This window comes from Bradyrhizobium genomosp. I (2014) (genome assembly GCF_000261685.1).
GTDB lineage: Bacteria > Pseudomonadota > Alphaproteobacteria > Rhizobiales > Xanthobacteraceae > Bradyrhizobium.
In genome coordinates this window covers 21,411-37,127 of the sequence record NZ_AJQE01000137.1, presented here as the reverse complement: position 1 = coordinate 37,127, position 15,717 = coordinate 21,411, and the positions used below count along the sequence as shown (strand labels likewise).

General features: G+C 64.9%; 12 protein-coding genes and 1 pseudogene. 9 read left to right on the top strand and 4 right to left on the bottom strand.

Features of this window, described 5'->3' with window-relative positions:
- The coding region (locus IC50_RS13030) for a hypothetical protein (protein ID WP_035704814.1) at nucleotides 1-1,150 on the bottom strand (1,150 nt) is incomplete at its 3' end.
- A 37-nt stretch (nucleotides 1,151-1,187) separates the two neighbouring features.
- Nucleotides 1,188-2,480 carry an adenylosuccinate synthase gene (locus IC50_RS13025; protein WP_035704812.1) on the bottom strand — a complete coding sequence of 431 codons (1,293 nt, stop codon included), beginning with the start codon at nucleotides 2,478-2,480 and terminating at the stop codon, nucleotides 1,188-1,190.
- Nucleotides 2,481-2,904: 424 nt separating this feature from the next.
- Here IC50_RS13025 and IC50_RS13020 point away from each other — a divergent pair, with 424 nt between their 5' ends.
- Complete coding sequence (locus tag IC50_RS13020; protein ID WP_035704810.1) at nucleotides 2,905-3,837, top strand: DMT family transporter; 933 nt, start codon at nucleotides 2,905-2,907, stop codon at nucleotides 3,835-3,837.
- Between the two features lie 71 nt (nucleotides 3,838-3,908).
- On the opposite strand, the gene IC50_RS13015 is transcribed toward IC50_RS13020, so the two are convergent.
- Complete coding sequence (locus IC50_RS13015; RefSeq protein ID WP_085973714.1) at nucleotides 3,909-4,298, bottom strand: DUF1330 domain-containing protein; 390 nt, start codon at nucleotides 4,296-4,298, stop codon at nucleotides 3,909-3,911.
- 105 nt (nucleotides 4,299-4,403) lie between these two features.
- On the opposite strand from IC50_RS13015, the gene IC50_RS13010 reads away from it, so the two are divergent.
- On the top strand, nucleotides 4,404-5,339 hold the full coding sequence (locus IC50_RS13010; protein ID WP_035704822.1) for a DMT family transporter: 936 nt from the start codon (nucleotides 4,404-4,406) through the stop codon (nucleotides 5,337-5,339).
- 117 nt (nucleotides 5,340-5,456) lie between these two features.
- Nucleotides 5,457-6,434 carry a Bug family tripartite tricarboxylate transporter substrate binding protein gene (locus IC50_RS13005; protein ID WP_035704806.1) on the top strand — a complete coding sequence of 326 codons (978 nt, stop codon included), beginning with the start codon at nucleotides 5,457-5,459 and terminating at the stop codon, nucleotides 6,432-6,434.
- Nucleotides 6,435-6,584: 150 nt separating this feature from the next.
- Here IC50_RS13005 and IC50_RS13000 read toward each other — a convergent pair whose 3' ends face one another.
- Entirely contained in the window at nucleotides 6,585-8,270 is a 1,686-nt protein-coding gene (locus IC50_RS13000; RefSeq protein ID WP_035704804.1) for a methyl-accepting chemotaxis protein, read from the bottom strand.
- A 251-nt stretch (nucleotides 8,271-8,521) separates the two neighbouring features.
- On the opposite strand from IC50_RS13000, the gene IC50_RS12995 reads away from it, so the two are divergent.
- The 6 genes and pseudogenes from IC50_RS12995 to IC50_RS12970 all read left to right on the top strand — a co-directional run bounded on the left by IC50_RS12995 (nucleotide 8,522) and on the right by IC50_RS12970 (nucleotide 15,527).
- Nucleotides 8,522-9,565 carry a C-terminal binding protein gene (locus IC50_RS12995; RefSeq protein ID WP_035704801.1) on the top strand — a complete coding sequence of 348 codons (1,044 nt, stop codon included), beginning with the start codon at nucleotides 8,522-8,524 and terminating at the stop codon, nucleotides 9,563-9,565.
- Nucleotides 9,566-9,649: 84 nt separating this feature from the next.
- Nucleotides 9,650-10,993, top strand: a pseudogene (locus tag IC50_RS12990) (ABC transporter substrate-binding protein).
- Nucleotides 10,994-11,132: 139 nt separating this feature from the next.
- A complete protein-coding gene (locus tag IC50_RS12985; RefSeq protein WP_035704798.1) occupies nucleotides 11,133-12,089 on the top strand; it encodes a carbohydrate ABC transporter permease in 957 nt (318 codons plus the stop codon).
- A complete protein-coding gene (locus IC50_RS12980; RefSeq protein ID WP_035704796.1) occupies nucleotides 12,082-12,981 on the top strand; it encodes a carbohydrate ABC transporter permease in 900 nt (299 codons plus the stop codon). The genes IC50_RS12985 and IC50_RS12980 overlap by 8 nt, the downstream gene beginning before the upstream one ends.
- Nucleotides 12,982-13,108: 127 nt before the next feature.
- Entirely contained in the window at nucleotides 13,109-14,080 is a 972-nt protein-coding gene (locus IC50_RS12975) for an MBL fold metallo-hydrolase (protein ID WP_035704819.1), read from the top strand.
- Nucleotides 14,081-14,171: 91 nt separating this feature from the next.
- Nucleotides 14,172-15,527 carry an esterase-like activity of phytase family protein gene (locus tag IC50_RS12970; RefSeq protein ID WP_035704794.1) on the top strand — a complete coding sequence of 452 codons (1,356 nt, stop codon included), beginning with the start codon at nucleotides 14,172-14,174 and terminating at the stop codon, nucleotides 15,525-15,527.
- Nucleotides 15,528-15,717: the final 190 nt, after the last annotated feature.

Here is a 15,717-nt window from a genome sequence, read left to right as displayed (position 1 = left end):
GCTCGAGCCGCCATACCACCGAGCCGACATATTGCTTGCCCTTCGGATCGGACGGATCCTCGTCATAGAGCACGACCTTCTGCGCCACCGGCGCCACCGGCTGGTCGGTGGCCGAGGGCTGGCCGACGCGATCGGGGATCTTCGGCTTGGTCTGCGGCTGCGACGTATCCTTCGGCGCCTCCACCACCTGGGTCGGCGAGGACTTGAACAGGTTGGTCGCGATCTGGAGCAGAGGTTTGCCCCAGAGGATGCCGGCACCGGCCAGAATCAGCACGATGCCGATCGCGATCGCGCTCTTGAACGGAAAGGCAGAGCCGGTGCGGACACGCTTCTTGGCATCGCGGTCGGCGGCGACGCGCGGACGCGACGACGGCTGCGGCGTGTAGCGCTCGGCCTCCTCGACCGACTCGTCGTAGGAGTAGGGCGTCTCGCCTTCGCCGGCGCGGTTTTCCAGGCTCGGCTCCAGCCGGTCGAATTCCGGCGAGGGCGAGGGCACGTTGGCATAGGTGCGGCGCGCCGCGCGGCTGGCCTGCGCGGCAGCGCCGCCGAGATCGTTGACATCGGCCGTGATGTCGCGGAAGCCGCGCACGCCCGGTGCCGGCGGCAGCGGCGGCGGGGGTCCGATGTCGGGCGGACGGCGCGCACCCGCGCGATCGCGCCCGGCCGGCGGCGGCTCCGGCGTCGGCGGCGGGGCGGAGGGGCCTCCCTGGCGCGGGGCGTCGAAACGGGGAGCGCGCGGGGGACGCGGGGCCTCGCCCTGGTCATCGACGTTGAAGGACGGACGGTCGGCCCGCGGCGGCGGCGGAGCCGGACGCGCGCGCGGCGGCGGCGCCGCAGCCGGGCTGCCCTCGGTGGCACGGGCGCTGGCGCGGCGGAAGGCGTCGCCACTGCCGCCAGGGCGGGCGCCGCCACCGGGGCGTGCGGCCTCGCGGGCACGCTGGGCGGCCTCCGATTCGACCTTGCGAACGGCCTCCTCCAGCGACAGCCGTTCGCGCGTGATCTCGGATTCGGAAAGCGGCGGCTGCACGCTGCGCAGCTGCGCGATCAGCGCCGTGCGCGCCCGCTCGTAGAGCGCGCGACGGCTTTCGCCGGGAGCGTTGGGGTCCAGGGCGGCAATAGCACGGGCGATCAGCGGATAGTAATCAGCCATTTCTACTCAACTATACGCGCGTCCCGGTAAGATATCGTTAAGCCTCAAACGGATTTTGCACGAGGATAGTATCTTCGCGTTCGGGGCTGGTGGAAAGCAGCGCGACCGGGCACCCCACCAATTCCTCGATCCGCCGGACATATTTGATGGCCTGGGCCGGCAGGTCGGCCCAGGACCGCGCACTGGCGGTCGGCTCCTTCCAGCCCTCGATGGTCTCGTAGATCGGCACGACCCGAGCCTGGGCGCCCTCGCCGGCCGGAAAATGGTCGATCTCCTTGCCGTCGAGCATGTAGCCGGTGCAGACCTCGATCGAATCGAAGCCGTCGAGGATGTCGAGCTTGGTCAGCGCCAGACCGTTGATGCCGCAGGTCCGGACCGCCTGGCGGACCAGCACGGCGTCGAACCAGCCGCAGCGGCGCGGTCTGCCGGTATTGGTGCCGAACTCGCGGCCGCGTTCGCCGATCTTGCGGCCGATCTCGTTGTCCTGCTCGGTCGGGAACGGGCCCTGGCCGACCCGGGTCGTGTAGGCCTTGCACAGGCCGAGCACGTAACCGACCGCGCCCGGCCCGAGGCCGGCGCCGGTCGCGGCCTGCGCCGCCACCGTGTTGGACGAGGTGACGTAGGGGTAGGTGCCGTGGTCGACGTCGAGCAGCGCTCCCTGTGCGCCCTCGAACAGCATGCGCTTGCCTTCGCGCCGCTTGATGTCGAGCAGCCGCCACACCGTCTCGGCATAGGGCAGCAGCTGCGGCGCCATCGCCATCAGCTCTTTCAGGATCACCGCACTGTCGAATTCCGGCAGGTTGAGGCCGCGGCGCAGCGCGTTGTGGTGCGCCAGCAGGCGGTCGATCTTGTGCGGCAGCGTCTGATGGTCGGCAAGGTCCATCAGGCGGATGGCGCGGCGGCCGACCTTGTCCTCGTAGGCCGGCCCGATGCCGCGGCGGGTGGTGCCGATCGCGGTCGCCGCGCTCGCGGATTCGCGGTGCGCATCGAGCTCGCGGTGCAGCGGCAGGATCAGCGTGACGTTCTCGGCGATGCGCAAATTGTCCGGAGAGACCGCGACGCCCTGGGCCCTGAGCTTGGTGACCTCGTCGAGGAAGGCGGCGGGATCGAACACCACGCCGTTGCCGATCACCGACAGCTTGCCCTCGCGCAGCACGCCGGAGGGCAGGAGCGCGAGCTTGTAGGTCTTGCCGTTGATCACCAGCGTGTGGCCGGCGTTGTGACCGCCCTGGAAGCGGACGACGATATCCGCCTGCTCCGACAACCAGTCGACGATCTTGCCCTTCCCTTCGTCGCCCCACTGGGCGCCGACGACGACAACATTGGCCATGCGCGGGTAATCCTTCGAAGATTTCTCTGTAAGTGGCATGATCCGAACGGAAAACCGGGACCCACTTTTCCGGGATCATGCCTGCGCCCAGCCCAATTCCCGGCCGAGGCCGTTCGCACGCGAGGCAGCCCAACCGGATAAAGGAAGCAGCCCCTCTAGGCAAGCAAGAACGGGGCTTTTTTCAGGCCCAGCGCGTACTCCAAGCCTTTGATATCCCCTGAAAATCCAGGAACCTCGCGGCCGGCGCAATGGCTTCGACCAAAGCGTGAGAGGCCGCCTTCGCCACTGCATGGTCGCGATGCGTCCGCCCCCCGTTGATGCAACCTCGATTTCCGTGTCTTTGAACAGCGCCGGGCGATCAGCCGGCCCGGACCTCGCCGGGCCGGAAGCCTCGGCGCACTCCACGCGGGGCCCAACAATCACAATGTCCGCCACCGGCCAGACCACGAGCGCGGAAACATCCGGCCACGGCTGGATCGCCAACCAACCTTATCTGCTGCTCAGCATCACCGCGCTGTGCTGGGCCGGCAACGCCATCGTCGGGCGGCTCGCCGCCGGCCACATTCCACCGGTCACGCTGTCGTTCCTGCGCTGGTTCTTCGCCTTCCTGCTGGTGCTGCCATTCGCCTGGAAGCACCTCGTGCAGGACTGGCCAGCCATTCGCGGCAAGCTCGGCCTGATGGTCACGCTCTCGGTCACCGGCATCGGCGCCTTCAACACACTGCAATATTGGGCGCTGGAGCACACCCAGGCGCTCAACACGCTGCTGCTCCAGTCGGCCGCGCCGCTGCTCGTGGCGCTGTGGTCGCTGGTGATTCTCGGCATCCGGCTCACCGCGGCGCAGGCCTTCGGCGTGCTGCTGTCGATGTGCGGCGTGCTGACGATCCTGCTGCATGGCGACTTCACCACGCTGTCGAACATCGACTTCAACAAGGGCGACCTGATCTTCCTCCTCGCGCTCTTGATCTTCGCGCTCTATTCGGTGCTGTCACTGAAGCGGCCGCCGATGCACGGCCTCTCCTTCCTCGCCTTCACCTTCGGCTGCGGCGCCGCCTGTCTCATTCCGCTGGAGATCTGGGAACTGACCGCGCGCCCGGTCATGAAGCTCGACGGGCCTAACCTGCTGACCCTGTTCTACGTCGCCGTTTTCCCGTCGGCGCTCGCCTATCTCTGCTTCAATCGCGGCGTGCGCCTCATCGGCGCCAACCGCGCCGCGCCGTTCTTCCACGTCGTGCCGGTGTTCGGTTCGATCATGGCGATGGCGTTTCTGGGCGAACACCCGCAGGCGTTCCACTTCATCGGCTTCGCACTGGTGCTGGCGGGCGTATTCGCGGCGTCGAGGAAGCAGGCGACCTAGCCGCAAGTTTTGTCCGAGCGTAGTGCTGCCGGTTCACCCTCCCCTGGGGGGGAGGGTAAGCAAGTCCGCGCCTACTTCGTCTTGAACTTGCTGTAGGCTTCGCTGGTGGCGATGATGACGTGCTCGGCGCAGCCGTTGACGCGATGCGGGTCGGCCTGCGTCTCGTAGGCTTCCGATGTCATCATGTCGAGGAAGGCCGCGACCGACGGATAATGGACCAGCGCGACGAAATCCCATTCGTTGCCCGCGTGCGGACCGAGCGCGACCGCCTTCGCCTCGCCGGTCCAGAGCAGGGTGCCACCGCGCGCCCTGATCATCGGCACCGTGATCGCGCTATAGCGCAGATACGCATCCCAGCCGGACCCATCACCATCGCGCGAGCGCGCGTGGAAGCGCATCAGGTTCAGCATCACCACCGGCGCGTTCGGTTCGAGCTTCTCCAGGCCCTCGATGTTCAACATATTGACCGCCAATGGCGCCTCCCCGGGTCATGCCTGCATTGTAGCATTGCGACGCTGTTACTTGTGTCACGACCGCGATCCGGCGCAAGCTTGTATTCGACGCTCATGACGACCGCTTCGCCCGCGCCAACGGCCTCGAATCCCGCCAGTTGGCTCAACAACCAGCCTTATCTGCTGCTCAGCCTGACCTCGCTGTTCTGGGCCGGCAACATCGTGCTCGCACGCCATGTCGGCGCGCATGTGCCGCCGCTGACGGTGACCACGATCCGCTGGTTCGGCGTGTTCCTGATCCTGCTGCCGTTCGCCTGGCCACATCTGAAGCGCGACTGGCCTGCCTTGCGCAAGAGCCTGCCGTTGATGCTGTTCCTGTCGCTGGTCGGCTTTGCCTTCAACAACGCGATCTCGTACTGGGCGATGCAATACACCGAGGCGCTGAATGCGCTGCTGATCCAGTCGGCAGGTCCCTTGTTCGTGGCGCTGTGGTCGCTGGTGCTGTTCGGCGTGCGGCTGACCGGCGCGCAACTCGGCGGCATCGCGATCTCGCTTCTCGGCGTGCTGATCATCATCCTGCGCGGCGATCTCGCCGCGCTTGCGAACATCAGCTTCAACAGGGGCGACATCATGTTCGCGTCCTCGCTGGTGGCGTTCGGCATCTACTCCGCCTTCATCCCGCGGCGGCCGAAGATCCATCAGCTCTCCTTCCTGTCCTTCACCACCTGTTGCGGCGCGACGATGCTGCTGCCGACGGCGATCTGGGAGGCGGCAAGCGGCCACGTGCTGCAATTCGACGGGATGACGCTGGCGACGCTGGGCTACATCCTGATCTTTCCCTCCACCCTCGCCTACCTCTTCTTCAACCGCGGCGTGGCGCTGATCGGACCGAACCGGGCGGCACCGTTCTTCCATCTGGTACCGGTGTTCGGCTCGGCGATGGCGATCCTGCTGCTGGGTGAAAAGCTCCAACCGTTCCACCTGATCGGCTACGCGCTGGTGCTCGCCGGCGTCGTGATCGCATCGCGCCAGGGCTCGGCGGTGAAGTAATTCCGCGTGACGGACGTGAGCGCTCTCGCGTCCAGGGCACGAGACGAACTCCTGTCTTCCGATTTCAACGTAGAGACGCTAGGTTCCCCGCCAACGAAAAAGAGGGAACGTCTCAAGATGATTTCATGGCTGATTCGAAACTTGCGCACCATCGGCGTGGCCGCGCTGTGTCTTGCCGCCGCATCCACGGCCCAGGCCGACACCTATCCGAGCCGCAACATCACGCTGGTGCTGCCGTTCGCGGCCGGCAGCGGCACGGACACCACGACACGGCTGATCTCGCAGCATCTGTCGCAGGCGCTCGGCGTCGGCATCGTCATCGAGAACAAGGCGGGCGCCAACGGCATGCTCGCCGCAAGCTATGTCGCAAAGGCCGCCCCCGACGGCTACACGCTGCTGGTGACGACCAACACCACGCATTCGGCCAATCCCTATCTGCTCAAGAGCCTAACCTACGATCCGGTCAAGGACTTCACCCCGATCGCGCGCACCGGCGATCTGCCCTTCATGCTCGTCATCAATCCGGAAGTACCGGCCAAGACCGTCGGCGAGCTCGTCGCGTACGGCAAGGCCAATCCGGGCAAGCTGAGCTACGCCTCGGGCTCGTCCTCGGCGATCGTGTCGGGTGCGACCTTCGCGCACAATGCCGGGCTCGACCTCCTGCACGTGCCCTACAAGAGCTCGCCGCCGGCGCTCAACGACGTCATGGGCGGCCGCGTCTCGATGATGTTCGTCGACATCCTGACCGGCCTGCCCCACGTCAACGGCAACGCCCTGCGCGCTCTCGCCGTCACCACCAAGGACCGCTCGCCGCTGGTGCCGCACCTGCCCTCGATGCAGGAGGCGGGCGTGCCGGATTTCGACATCTCGTCGTGGCAGGGCTATTTCGGCCCCGCCGGCATGCCGAAGGAGATCGTGACGCGGCTCAACACCGAGATCAGGAAGATCATCGAGAATCCGGAGATCAAGGCCAAGCTCGCCACGCTCGGCATGGACGCCTTTTCCGGCACGCCGGAGCAGCTCGGCACCTTCGTCAACGAGCAGCTGGTGCTGTGGCAGAAGCTGATCACCAACGCCAAGATCGAGAAGCAGTAGCGCACGCGCAAATGCCACGTACTCCACATCTTCCGTCATGGCCGGGCTTGTCCCGGCCATCCACGTCTGTCCGCGCGCGCGGTGCCCAAGAACGTGGATGCCCGGGACAAGCCCGGGCATGACGACCGTGTAGAGTTTTTGCGTAACGGCTTACGCCGCGCGCACCTTGGCGAGGAAGTTGTCGACGGCGGAGCGCAGCGCGCCGGACTGGTTGTCCAGCTCGCGGGCGTTGGAGAGCACGTCGGTGGCCGCGGTGCCGGTCGCTTCCGCGGCCGAGGTGACGCTGCCGATATGGGTGTTGATTTCGCTCGAGCCGGCCGCGACCGACTGGATGTTGCGCGCGATCTCGCGCGTCGCCTCACCCTGCTGCTCGATCGAGGCGGAAATCCCCGCGGTGATCTCGCTCATCTCGGCGATCGTCTGGGTGATACCGGAGATGGCCGCGACCGCGTCGCTGGTCGAGGTCTGCATTGCCGCGACCTGGGCGGAGATCTCCTCTGTCGCCTTCGCGGTCTGGTTGGCGAGCGCCTTGACCTCGGAGGCGACCACGGCGAAGCCGCGGCCGGACTCGCCGGCGCGGGCCGCTTCGATGGTTGCGTTGAGCGCGAGCAGGTTGGTCTGCGCCGCGATCGAGTGGATCAGCTTGACGACCTCGCCGATCTTCTCGGCGCCCGAGGAGAGCACCTGAACGGTGGCGTTGGTACGCTCGGCGTCATTGACGGCGCGGCCCGCCACTTCGGTCGAGCGCGTGACCTGGCGGGAAATTTCCGCGACCGAGCTCGACAGCTCTTCGGCGGCCGCCGCGACCGTGCCGACATTGCCGGAAGCCTTCTGCGAGGCTGCGCCGACCGTCGCCGCACGCGACGAGGCGTCGCTGGCGGTTGCCGTCATCGACTGCGCCGTCGTCTGCATGCCGGCCGCGGCCGAGGAGACCGAGCGGACGATACCGTTGACGCTGCGTTCGAAATCGTTGGCGATGTCCTCCATCGCACTGCGACGTTCCGCCGCGGCGCGTTCCTTGGCATCGGCTTCGGTCTTCTCAAGGCCGCGGATGCGGACCGCGTTGTCCTTGAAGATCTGCACGGTCGAAGCCATCGCGCCGATCTCATCGCCGCGACCGACACCTGGGATGTCGCCTTCGAGCTTGCCGTCGGCCAGCTCCCGCATCCGAGTGCCGAGCAGGGCGAGCGGCGCGCTGATGCTGCGGCCGATCAGCCACGCGACACTGCCGGCAACGATGAAGATGCCGAGCATGGCAAGGCCGAGCATCCAGTAGACCGGGCCCATCTTGGCGTCGATGTCGTCGAGATAGGCGCCGGTGCCGAGATACATGTCGAAGCCGGGGACCGCGACGGCGTAACCGATCTTGCGGATCGGCGTCGGCTGACCGGGCTTCACGTATTCATAATACAGCAGGATCGAACCGTTGGCCTTGACGCCGTCCATCAACTCGACGGACAGCTTGCGGCCGTTGGTCACGACGTCCATGCGGTTGGTGCCGATCTGTTTGGGATCGGGCGCAAGCTGGGTAATGCCTTCATAGGACGTGCCGAACAGATAGCCCGAGCCGTTGTCGTAGGTCATCGCATTGCCGTAGCGGCGAAGATCGGCCATCGCCGCGTCCTTCGTCAGCTCGCCGGCGTCGACGCGCTTCTTCAACGCGGCGGCATAGTTGCGCGCCAGCTCGACGATCGCCTTGGCCTGGTCGATGCGCGCGTTCACCATCTCGCGCTTCATCAGATAGCCGGCGAGAACACCGGAGACGCACAAGCCGAACAAGGTGACGCCGACGAGAATGCCCAGCTTGGGCGCGATCTTCAGATTGCTCAACTTCACAGGTTAGCTCCGGCAATAGTGGGACACGGGCACGCGACCAGATCGATCAAAATCGAATCAATTTTTAGTGGGGAGCTCTTAGCAAGTTACTTACACGCCTCCGTAGAAGCCCGGACTGCGCACGGAAAAACTGAAATATACCTCGCTCGCGACAACCGGGAATTGTACGCGCACGCCCCGATTTCGCGTAAAAGACGCAAAGGCCCGCCACGAAGGCGGGTCACAACAAGAAACCAAATCGGGAGCAGGACATGCCGAAATACAGGGTGGTGACGCCGAAGGGTGCGAGCTTCACCGTCGCGGGCAGCGATTATTCCTACGAGCGCGAGGCGCTCGATCCGATCGATGCCGAGATCGTCGAGGCGCCCGCCGACGAGGCCGGGTTCATCGCCGCCGCGAAAAATGCCGACGCCATCTACGCCAAGGGCATCCCGATCACCAAATCGATCATCGACAGCCTGCAGAGCTGCAAGGTCATCACGCTCGGCTCGGTCGGCGTCGACAGTGTCGACGTCAAGGCCGCCACCGCCCGTGGAATTCCGGTGACGAACATTCCCGACACTTTCATCGAGGAGGTCGCCGACCACGCCATGATGCTGCTGCTCGCGGGCTTCCGTCGCCTGGTCGAGCAAGACCGCATGGTGCGCAGCGGCCGCTGGGCCGAGGGCCGGCCGGCGCTGCTCAAGATCCCGAGGCTGATGGGCCAGACGCTCGGCTTCATCTCGTTCGGCCGCGTCGCGCGTGCGGTTGCGAAACGAGCGGCGCCGTTCGGACTGCGCATGATGGCCTACGATCCCTTCATCCAGGAAACGCTGATGTACGACCACAGCGTGATCCCGGCGACGCTGAACGAGGTGCTGTCGCAATCCGACTTCGTCTCGATGCACGCCCCCGCGAGGCCCGAAGTGCATCACATGCTGACCGAGAAGCACTTCCGGCAGATGAAGAAGGGCTCGATCTTCATCAACACCGGCCGCGGCGCCACCGTGGACGAGGAGAGCCTGATCAAGGCGCTGCAGGAGGGCTGGATCGCGCACGCCGCCCTCGACGTGCTGGAGAAGGAGCCGCCCTCGCACAACAATCCGCTGCTCGGCATGGAGAACGTGACCCTGACCGCCCATGTGGCCTCGGCCTCGGCACGGTTCGACGAGGCGCGCAAGCGCCGCGTGGGCTACGAATTGTCACTGGTGCTGCAGGGCATGTGGCCGGTAAGCTGCGTCAATCCGTCGGTGCTGCAGAGCACCGCGCTCCGCCGCTGGCAGCCGGTCAGCATGGACCGCGGCCCGAACAGCTAGGCGGCCGGCGCGAAAGCGCCAACGACCGAAACGGCCCTTCACCGGCGATCAACGCCGGGAAGGGACCATCATAGGGAGGTACTGATGAGGAACGACATCACACGTCGTGATGCCTTGGCGCTGGGCCTGTCCGCTGCAACGCTCGCGGCCACCGGTGCTGCAGCGCAAACATCCAAGATCAAGGCTGCCGACGTGCCGGCACCCAAGCGCGACATCGAGAAGGGCGCATCCTTGCGCATGCTGCGCCCGGTGCGCTTCGTCCAGGCCGACGAGGACGTGTTCCGCGCCAACGCGGCAAAGTTCACCAAGGAGACCGGGGTCGAGGTCAAGGTCGACTTCGTCGGCTGGGAAGACATCAACCAGCAGACCGCGGTCACCGCCAATTCCGGCGCCGGCCCCGACATCATCATCGGCTTCTCGGATGCGCCGCACATCTACATCGACAAGCTGATCGAGCTGACCGATGTCGCCGACTATGTCGGCAAGAAGTAGGGCGGCTGGCTGCCGCTGGCGCAGCGCTACGGCAAGAAGAACAAGAGCGACGCCTGGATCGGACTGCCGTTCGGCGCCACCGCCGGCCCCCTGATCTACCGCAAGTCCATCCTGAAATCGGTCGGCTTCGACAAGGTGCCGGAAGACCACGCCGGAATCCTCGACCTGTGCCAGAAGCTGCACAAGGCCGGCAAGCCGGCTGGTTTCGCGCTCGGCAACGCCAAGGGCGACGGCAACGGCTTCGCCAACTGGGCGCTATGGTCGCACAACGGTTCCTTGCTCGACGAGGAAGGTAACGTCGTCATCAACAGCAAGGAGACCATCGCGGCACTCAACTGGGTCAAGCAGCTCTACCCGACCTTCATCGCCGGCACGACGTCGTGGAATGACGTCAGCAACAACCGCGCCTATTCCTCGCAGGAGATCTCGCTGACGGCCAACGGCGTCTCGCTGTACTTCTCCTTGAAGAACGATCCGGCGACCAAGGCGATCGCCGACGACAGCGAGCATCAGCTGCTGCCGAAGGGCGTGGCCAAGGTCTCACCGATGGCAGGTCTGACGCTGAACGCAATGGTGTTCAAACACAGCCCGTACCCCAACGCTGCGAAGGCCTTCCTGCAATACATGATGGAGAAGGACCAATACGAGCCCTGGCTCAACGCCAACTCCGGCTATTGGTCGCAGCCGCTCGCCGCCTATGCCGAAGCAGCCGTTTGGAAGGGCGACCCCAAGGTCTCTATCTTCAAGGACACGATGAAGAGCACATACTATGACGGCTACAAGGGCCCGATCTCAACGGCGACCGGTGCCGTCAGCGCAGACTACGTGCTGATTCAGATGTTCTCCGCCGTTGCGACCGGTGCGGCGACGCCAGAGGCCGCCGCCGCGGAGGCCGAGCAGCGCTGCAAGCGGTACTTCCGGCGGCAGAACCGGTAAGAGCCGACGACAAAGCGGCCGTCATTGCGAGGAGCACTTGCGACGAAGCAATCCAGAGTCCCACTGCAGAACCAGACTGGATTGCTTCGCTCCGCTCGCAATGACGGTGTGGTGACATTTGAGACAGGACAACCAACTGATGTCCGTGACGACCTTCTCTTCTCCAGCACTGGCGCAGCGGCAGCCGAACTGGCTGGTGCGGCTGTTCGACTACAAGCCGTTCCTGATCGCGATGTGCCTTGCGCCCGCGATCGGACTGCTATCGGTGTTCCTGACCTATCCGCTCGGGCTCGGCATCTGGCTCGCCTTCACCGACACCACGATCGGCCGCCGCGGCATCTACGTGGGGCTCGAGAATTTCCAGTATCTCCTCACCGATTCCCTGTGGTGGAACGCGGTGTTCTACAGCGTGGTCTACACGGCCATCGCGACCTTCGGGAAGTTCGCACTCGGCTTCTGGCTCGCGCTGCTGCTCAACAACCATTTTCCCTTCAAGAGCGTGCTGCGCGCGATCATCCTGCTGCCCTGGATCGTTCCGACCGTGCTGTCGGCGCTGGCGTTCTGGTGGATCTACGATCCCCAATTCTCGATCATCTCCTACCTGCTGGTCGACGTGCTGCATTGGCGCGACAGCAATGTCGACTTCCTCGGCTCGCCCTGGCCGGCGCGCTTCTCGCTGATCGCCGCCAACATCTGGCGCGGCATTCCCTTCGTCGCGATCTCGCTGCTCGCGGGCCTCCAGACCATCTCGCCCTCGCTCTACGAGGCCGCGATGCTGGATGGGGCCAGCGCCTGGCAGCGCTTTCGCTACATCACCTTCCCGATGATGATGCCGATCCTCGCCATCGTCATGACCTTCTCGATCATCTTCACCTTCACCGACTTCCAGCTCGTCTACGCCATCACCCGTGGCGGCCCCGGCAACTCGACTCATCTGCTGGCGACACTGGCCTTCCAGCGCGGCATTGCCGGCGGCGAGCTCGGCGAAGGCGCAGCGATTGCGGTGTCGATGATCCCGTTCCTGGTGTTCGCGACGCTGTTCTCCTATTTCGGCCTGGCGCGCCGCAAATGGCAGCAGGGAGAGAGCAATGACTGACACTGTCGCGCAAGCCGCCGTCGCCGACGTCAAGGCCGCGCCCGATACCATGGCCTGGGATTCCGGGCTGCGGCGGCTGATGATGATCTATCTGCCGCTCGGCTGCTTCGTCCTCATCCTGCTGTTCCCGTTCTACTGGATGGCGATCACCTCGTTCAAGCCGAACGCGGAGCTGATGAATTACCGGGAGCACAACCCGTTCTGGATTTCTTCCCCGACGCTGGCGCACATCAAGCACCTCCTGTTCGACACCGCCTATCCGCACTGGCTGTGGACGACGATGCTGGTGGCGATCGGCTCGACCACGCTGTCGCTGATCGCGAGCACGCTGGCCGCCTATGCCATCGAACGGCTGCGCTTCCGCGGCAGTCCTTATGTCGGCCTCGGCATCTATCTCGCCTATCTGGTGCCGCCGTCGATCCTGTTCATTCCGCTCGCGACCGTCGTGGTGCAGTTCGGCCTGTTCGACTCTCCGCTTGCCCTGATCCTGGTCTATCCGACCTTCCTGGTGCCGTTCTGCACCTGGCTCCTGATCGGCTATTTCAAGTCGATCCCCTACGAGCTCGAGGAATGCGCGCTGGTCGACGGCGCCACGCGGCTGCAGATCCTGCGGCGGATCACGCTGCCGCTCGCGGTGCCCGGGCTGATCTCGGCCGGCATCTTCTCCTTCACGCTGTCCTGGAACGAGTTCATCTATGCCCTCGCCTTCATCCAGAGCGGCGCCAACAAGACCGTGCCGGTCGCGATCCTGACCGAGCTCGTCACCGGCGACGTCTACCAGTGGGGCGCGCTGATGGCGGGATCGCTGCTCGGCTCGCTGCCGGTCGCGATCTTCTACTCGCTGTTCGTGGATTACTACGTCTCGTCGCTGACCGGCGCGGTGAAGGAGTAGATCGCAGTTGCACGCGAGCGATCGTGCGATCGTGATAGACCGCTCTACCGTTTCGATCCCACCTTCCATGCGGAAGGCGGGGTCGATCGTTGGCGCCGTCGATGATCGCGCGAAAAGCGAGAATTGCATGACATCGCCAAAACTCAATTCGTTGTCCCGACGCGGCTTCTGCTTGTGTTGCGTCGGCGGCGCAACGTTCGCGGCCACCGCGGGCTGGCTCACGCCGCGCCAGGCCTATGCCGAGGCCCGAGGCATCGTCAGCTTGATCAAGGACAGCGCGGCAACAGCGCCTATCACGACCTACAAGCTGCGCAACAACATCAGCGTCCTTGAAGGGTCCGGAGGCAACATCGCCGTCCTGACCGGGCCAGACGGCAAGGTGCTGGTCGATGCCGGAATCGGCGTGTCGCGGCCGCAACTCAGCAAGGCGCTGGCCGAACTCGGCGGCGAGCCGGTCACACATCTGATCAACACGCACTGGCACTTCGACCATGCCGACGGCAATGAGTGGCTGCATGCGGCCGGCGCGAAGATTATAGCTCACGAGAACACCCGCAAGCATCTTTCCGGCATCCAGCGAGTCGAGGACTGGGACTACAATTTCCTCCCCGCTCCCGCCGGTGCCCTGCCGGCCGAGGTCTTCGCCAAGGAGCACAAGCTGAAGCTCAACGGCGCATCGATTTCGCTGAAGCACTACGGACCCGCACACACCGATAGCGACGTTTCCGTCTCGTTCGCCGAGGCCAATATCCTGCATGCGGGCGATACCTACTGGAACGGCATCTACCCCTTCATCGACTATTCCACCGGCGGCAGCATCGACGGCATGATCTCGGCGTCCGACGCCAATCTCGCCGCGGCCAAGACCGACACCATCATCATTCCCGGCCACGGCAAGCCCGTCAGCAACAAGGCCGAACTCCAGGAATTCCGCGACATGCTGGTCGCCATCCGCGACAATGTCGGCAACCTCAAGCAGCAGGGAAAGACGAGGGACGAAGCTGTTGCCGCCAACCCAACCGCAGCGTTCGACGCGAAATGGGGGCAGTTCCTCGTCGATCCCGGCTATTTCACCAGGCTGGTCTACGAAGGCGTGTGACGCGCTGCGGCAGCTGCGGCGTTTGGCCCGGCTTCACAAAACTGCAACGTGCCGTCCGCATAAGGCGTGCGTCCGCCAACAGGAGACGCACATGCGCGCGACTTTTCTCAGCACCGTCGCAACGATCATTCTCGCCGCCAGTTCTGCGCTGGCGCAGAGCGAGGGTGAATTTCCGGCCAAGCTCGCCGGCCACGTGGTGATGCCGGCCGCCAGCTTCATCGACGCGCCGGCGGATGCACCCGCCGATCTCAAGACGTCGGGTAAATACACCACCGGCAAGCGCGTCGACGCGCTCGGCACCGTGATGGGCAAGTCCTATGGGCGACCGACCGGCGTGTCGCTGCCGTTCAAGGGCCAGCCTTTGCAGGGCCATTCCGGCATCAAGACCATGCCCGACGGCACGTTCTGGGTCATCACCGACAACGGCATGGGCGCGCGCGCCAATTCGCCGGATTCGATGCTGTACCTCAACCGCTACAAGATGGACTGGGCGAACGGCAAGATCGAGCGGCTGGAGACCATCTTCCTGCACGATCCCGACAAGAAGGTCCCCTTCCGCATCGTGCACGAGGACACCGAGAAGCGCTATCTCACCGGCTCCGACTTCGACACCGAGGGCTTCCAGATCATCGGCGACGTCATCTGGATCGGCGACGAGTTCGGCCCGTACATCCTGAAGGCGGACAAAGCGGGCAAGATCCTCGGCGTGTTCGAGACCGTCGCCGGCGGCAAGCCGGTGCGCTCGCCCGACAATTGGGCGGTGGCGACGCCCGGCGCGCCGGGCGCGAGCTACACCAACGTCAACCTCCGCCGCTCCAAGGGCTATGAGGGCTTCGCCTCGTCGAAAGACGGAAAGTTCCTCTACGGCCTGCTCGAAGGCCCGTTGTGGGACGCCGAAAAGAAGGACTGGGAGAAGGTCGACGGCAAGGAAGCCTCCCGCATCCTCGAATTCGACGTCGCCGCGGAAAAATTCACCGGCCGTTCCTGGCAATATGTGTTCGAGCAGAACGGCAACGCCATCGGCGACTTCAACATGATCGATCAGACCTCCGGCCTCATCATCGAGCGCGACAATGGCGAAGGCACCGCCGACAAGGCCTGCTCGCAAGGCACCCGCGGCGAGAACTGCTTTCCGGATCTTGCCAAGTTCAAGCGCATCTACAAGATCGAGCTCACCGACGCCAATGTCGGCAAGCCCGTGCGCAAGATCGGCTATATCGACCTGATGAAGATCAGGGATCCCGACAAGAAGGCCAGGAAGCCGCTCAACGACGGCGTCTACACCTTTCCGTTCTTCACCATCGAGAACGTCGACCGCGTCGACGACACCCACATCATCGTCGGCAACGACAATAATCTGCCGTTCTCGTCCAGCCGCGATCCCAACAAGGCCGACGACAACGAGTTCATGCTGCTCGAAGTCGCGGATTTCCTGAAGGCGAAGTAGTCTCGCCGCTCGCTACACGCTCCTCCGTCGTCCCGGCGAAAGCCGGGACCCATACCCCCGAACCGGAGTCGTGGCGCGAGATGGTGATGACGAATCTTCGTCAAACCTGATCCTGTGGTTGGATCCCGGATCGGCGCTCCGCTTCGCTGCGCTTGTCCGGGACGACGGCTGAGTTTGCGGAGGGCGGCAC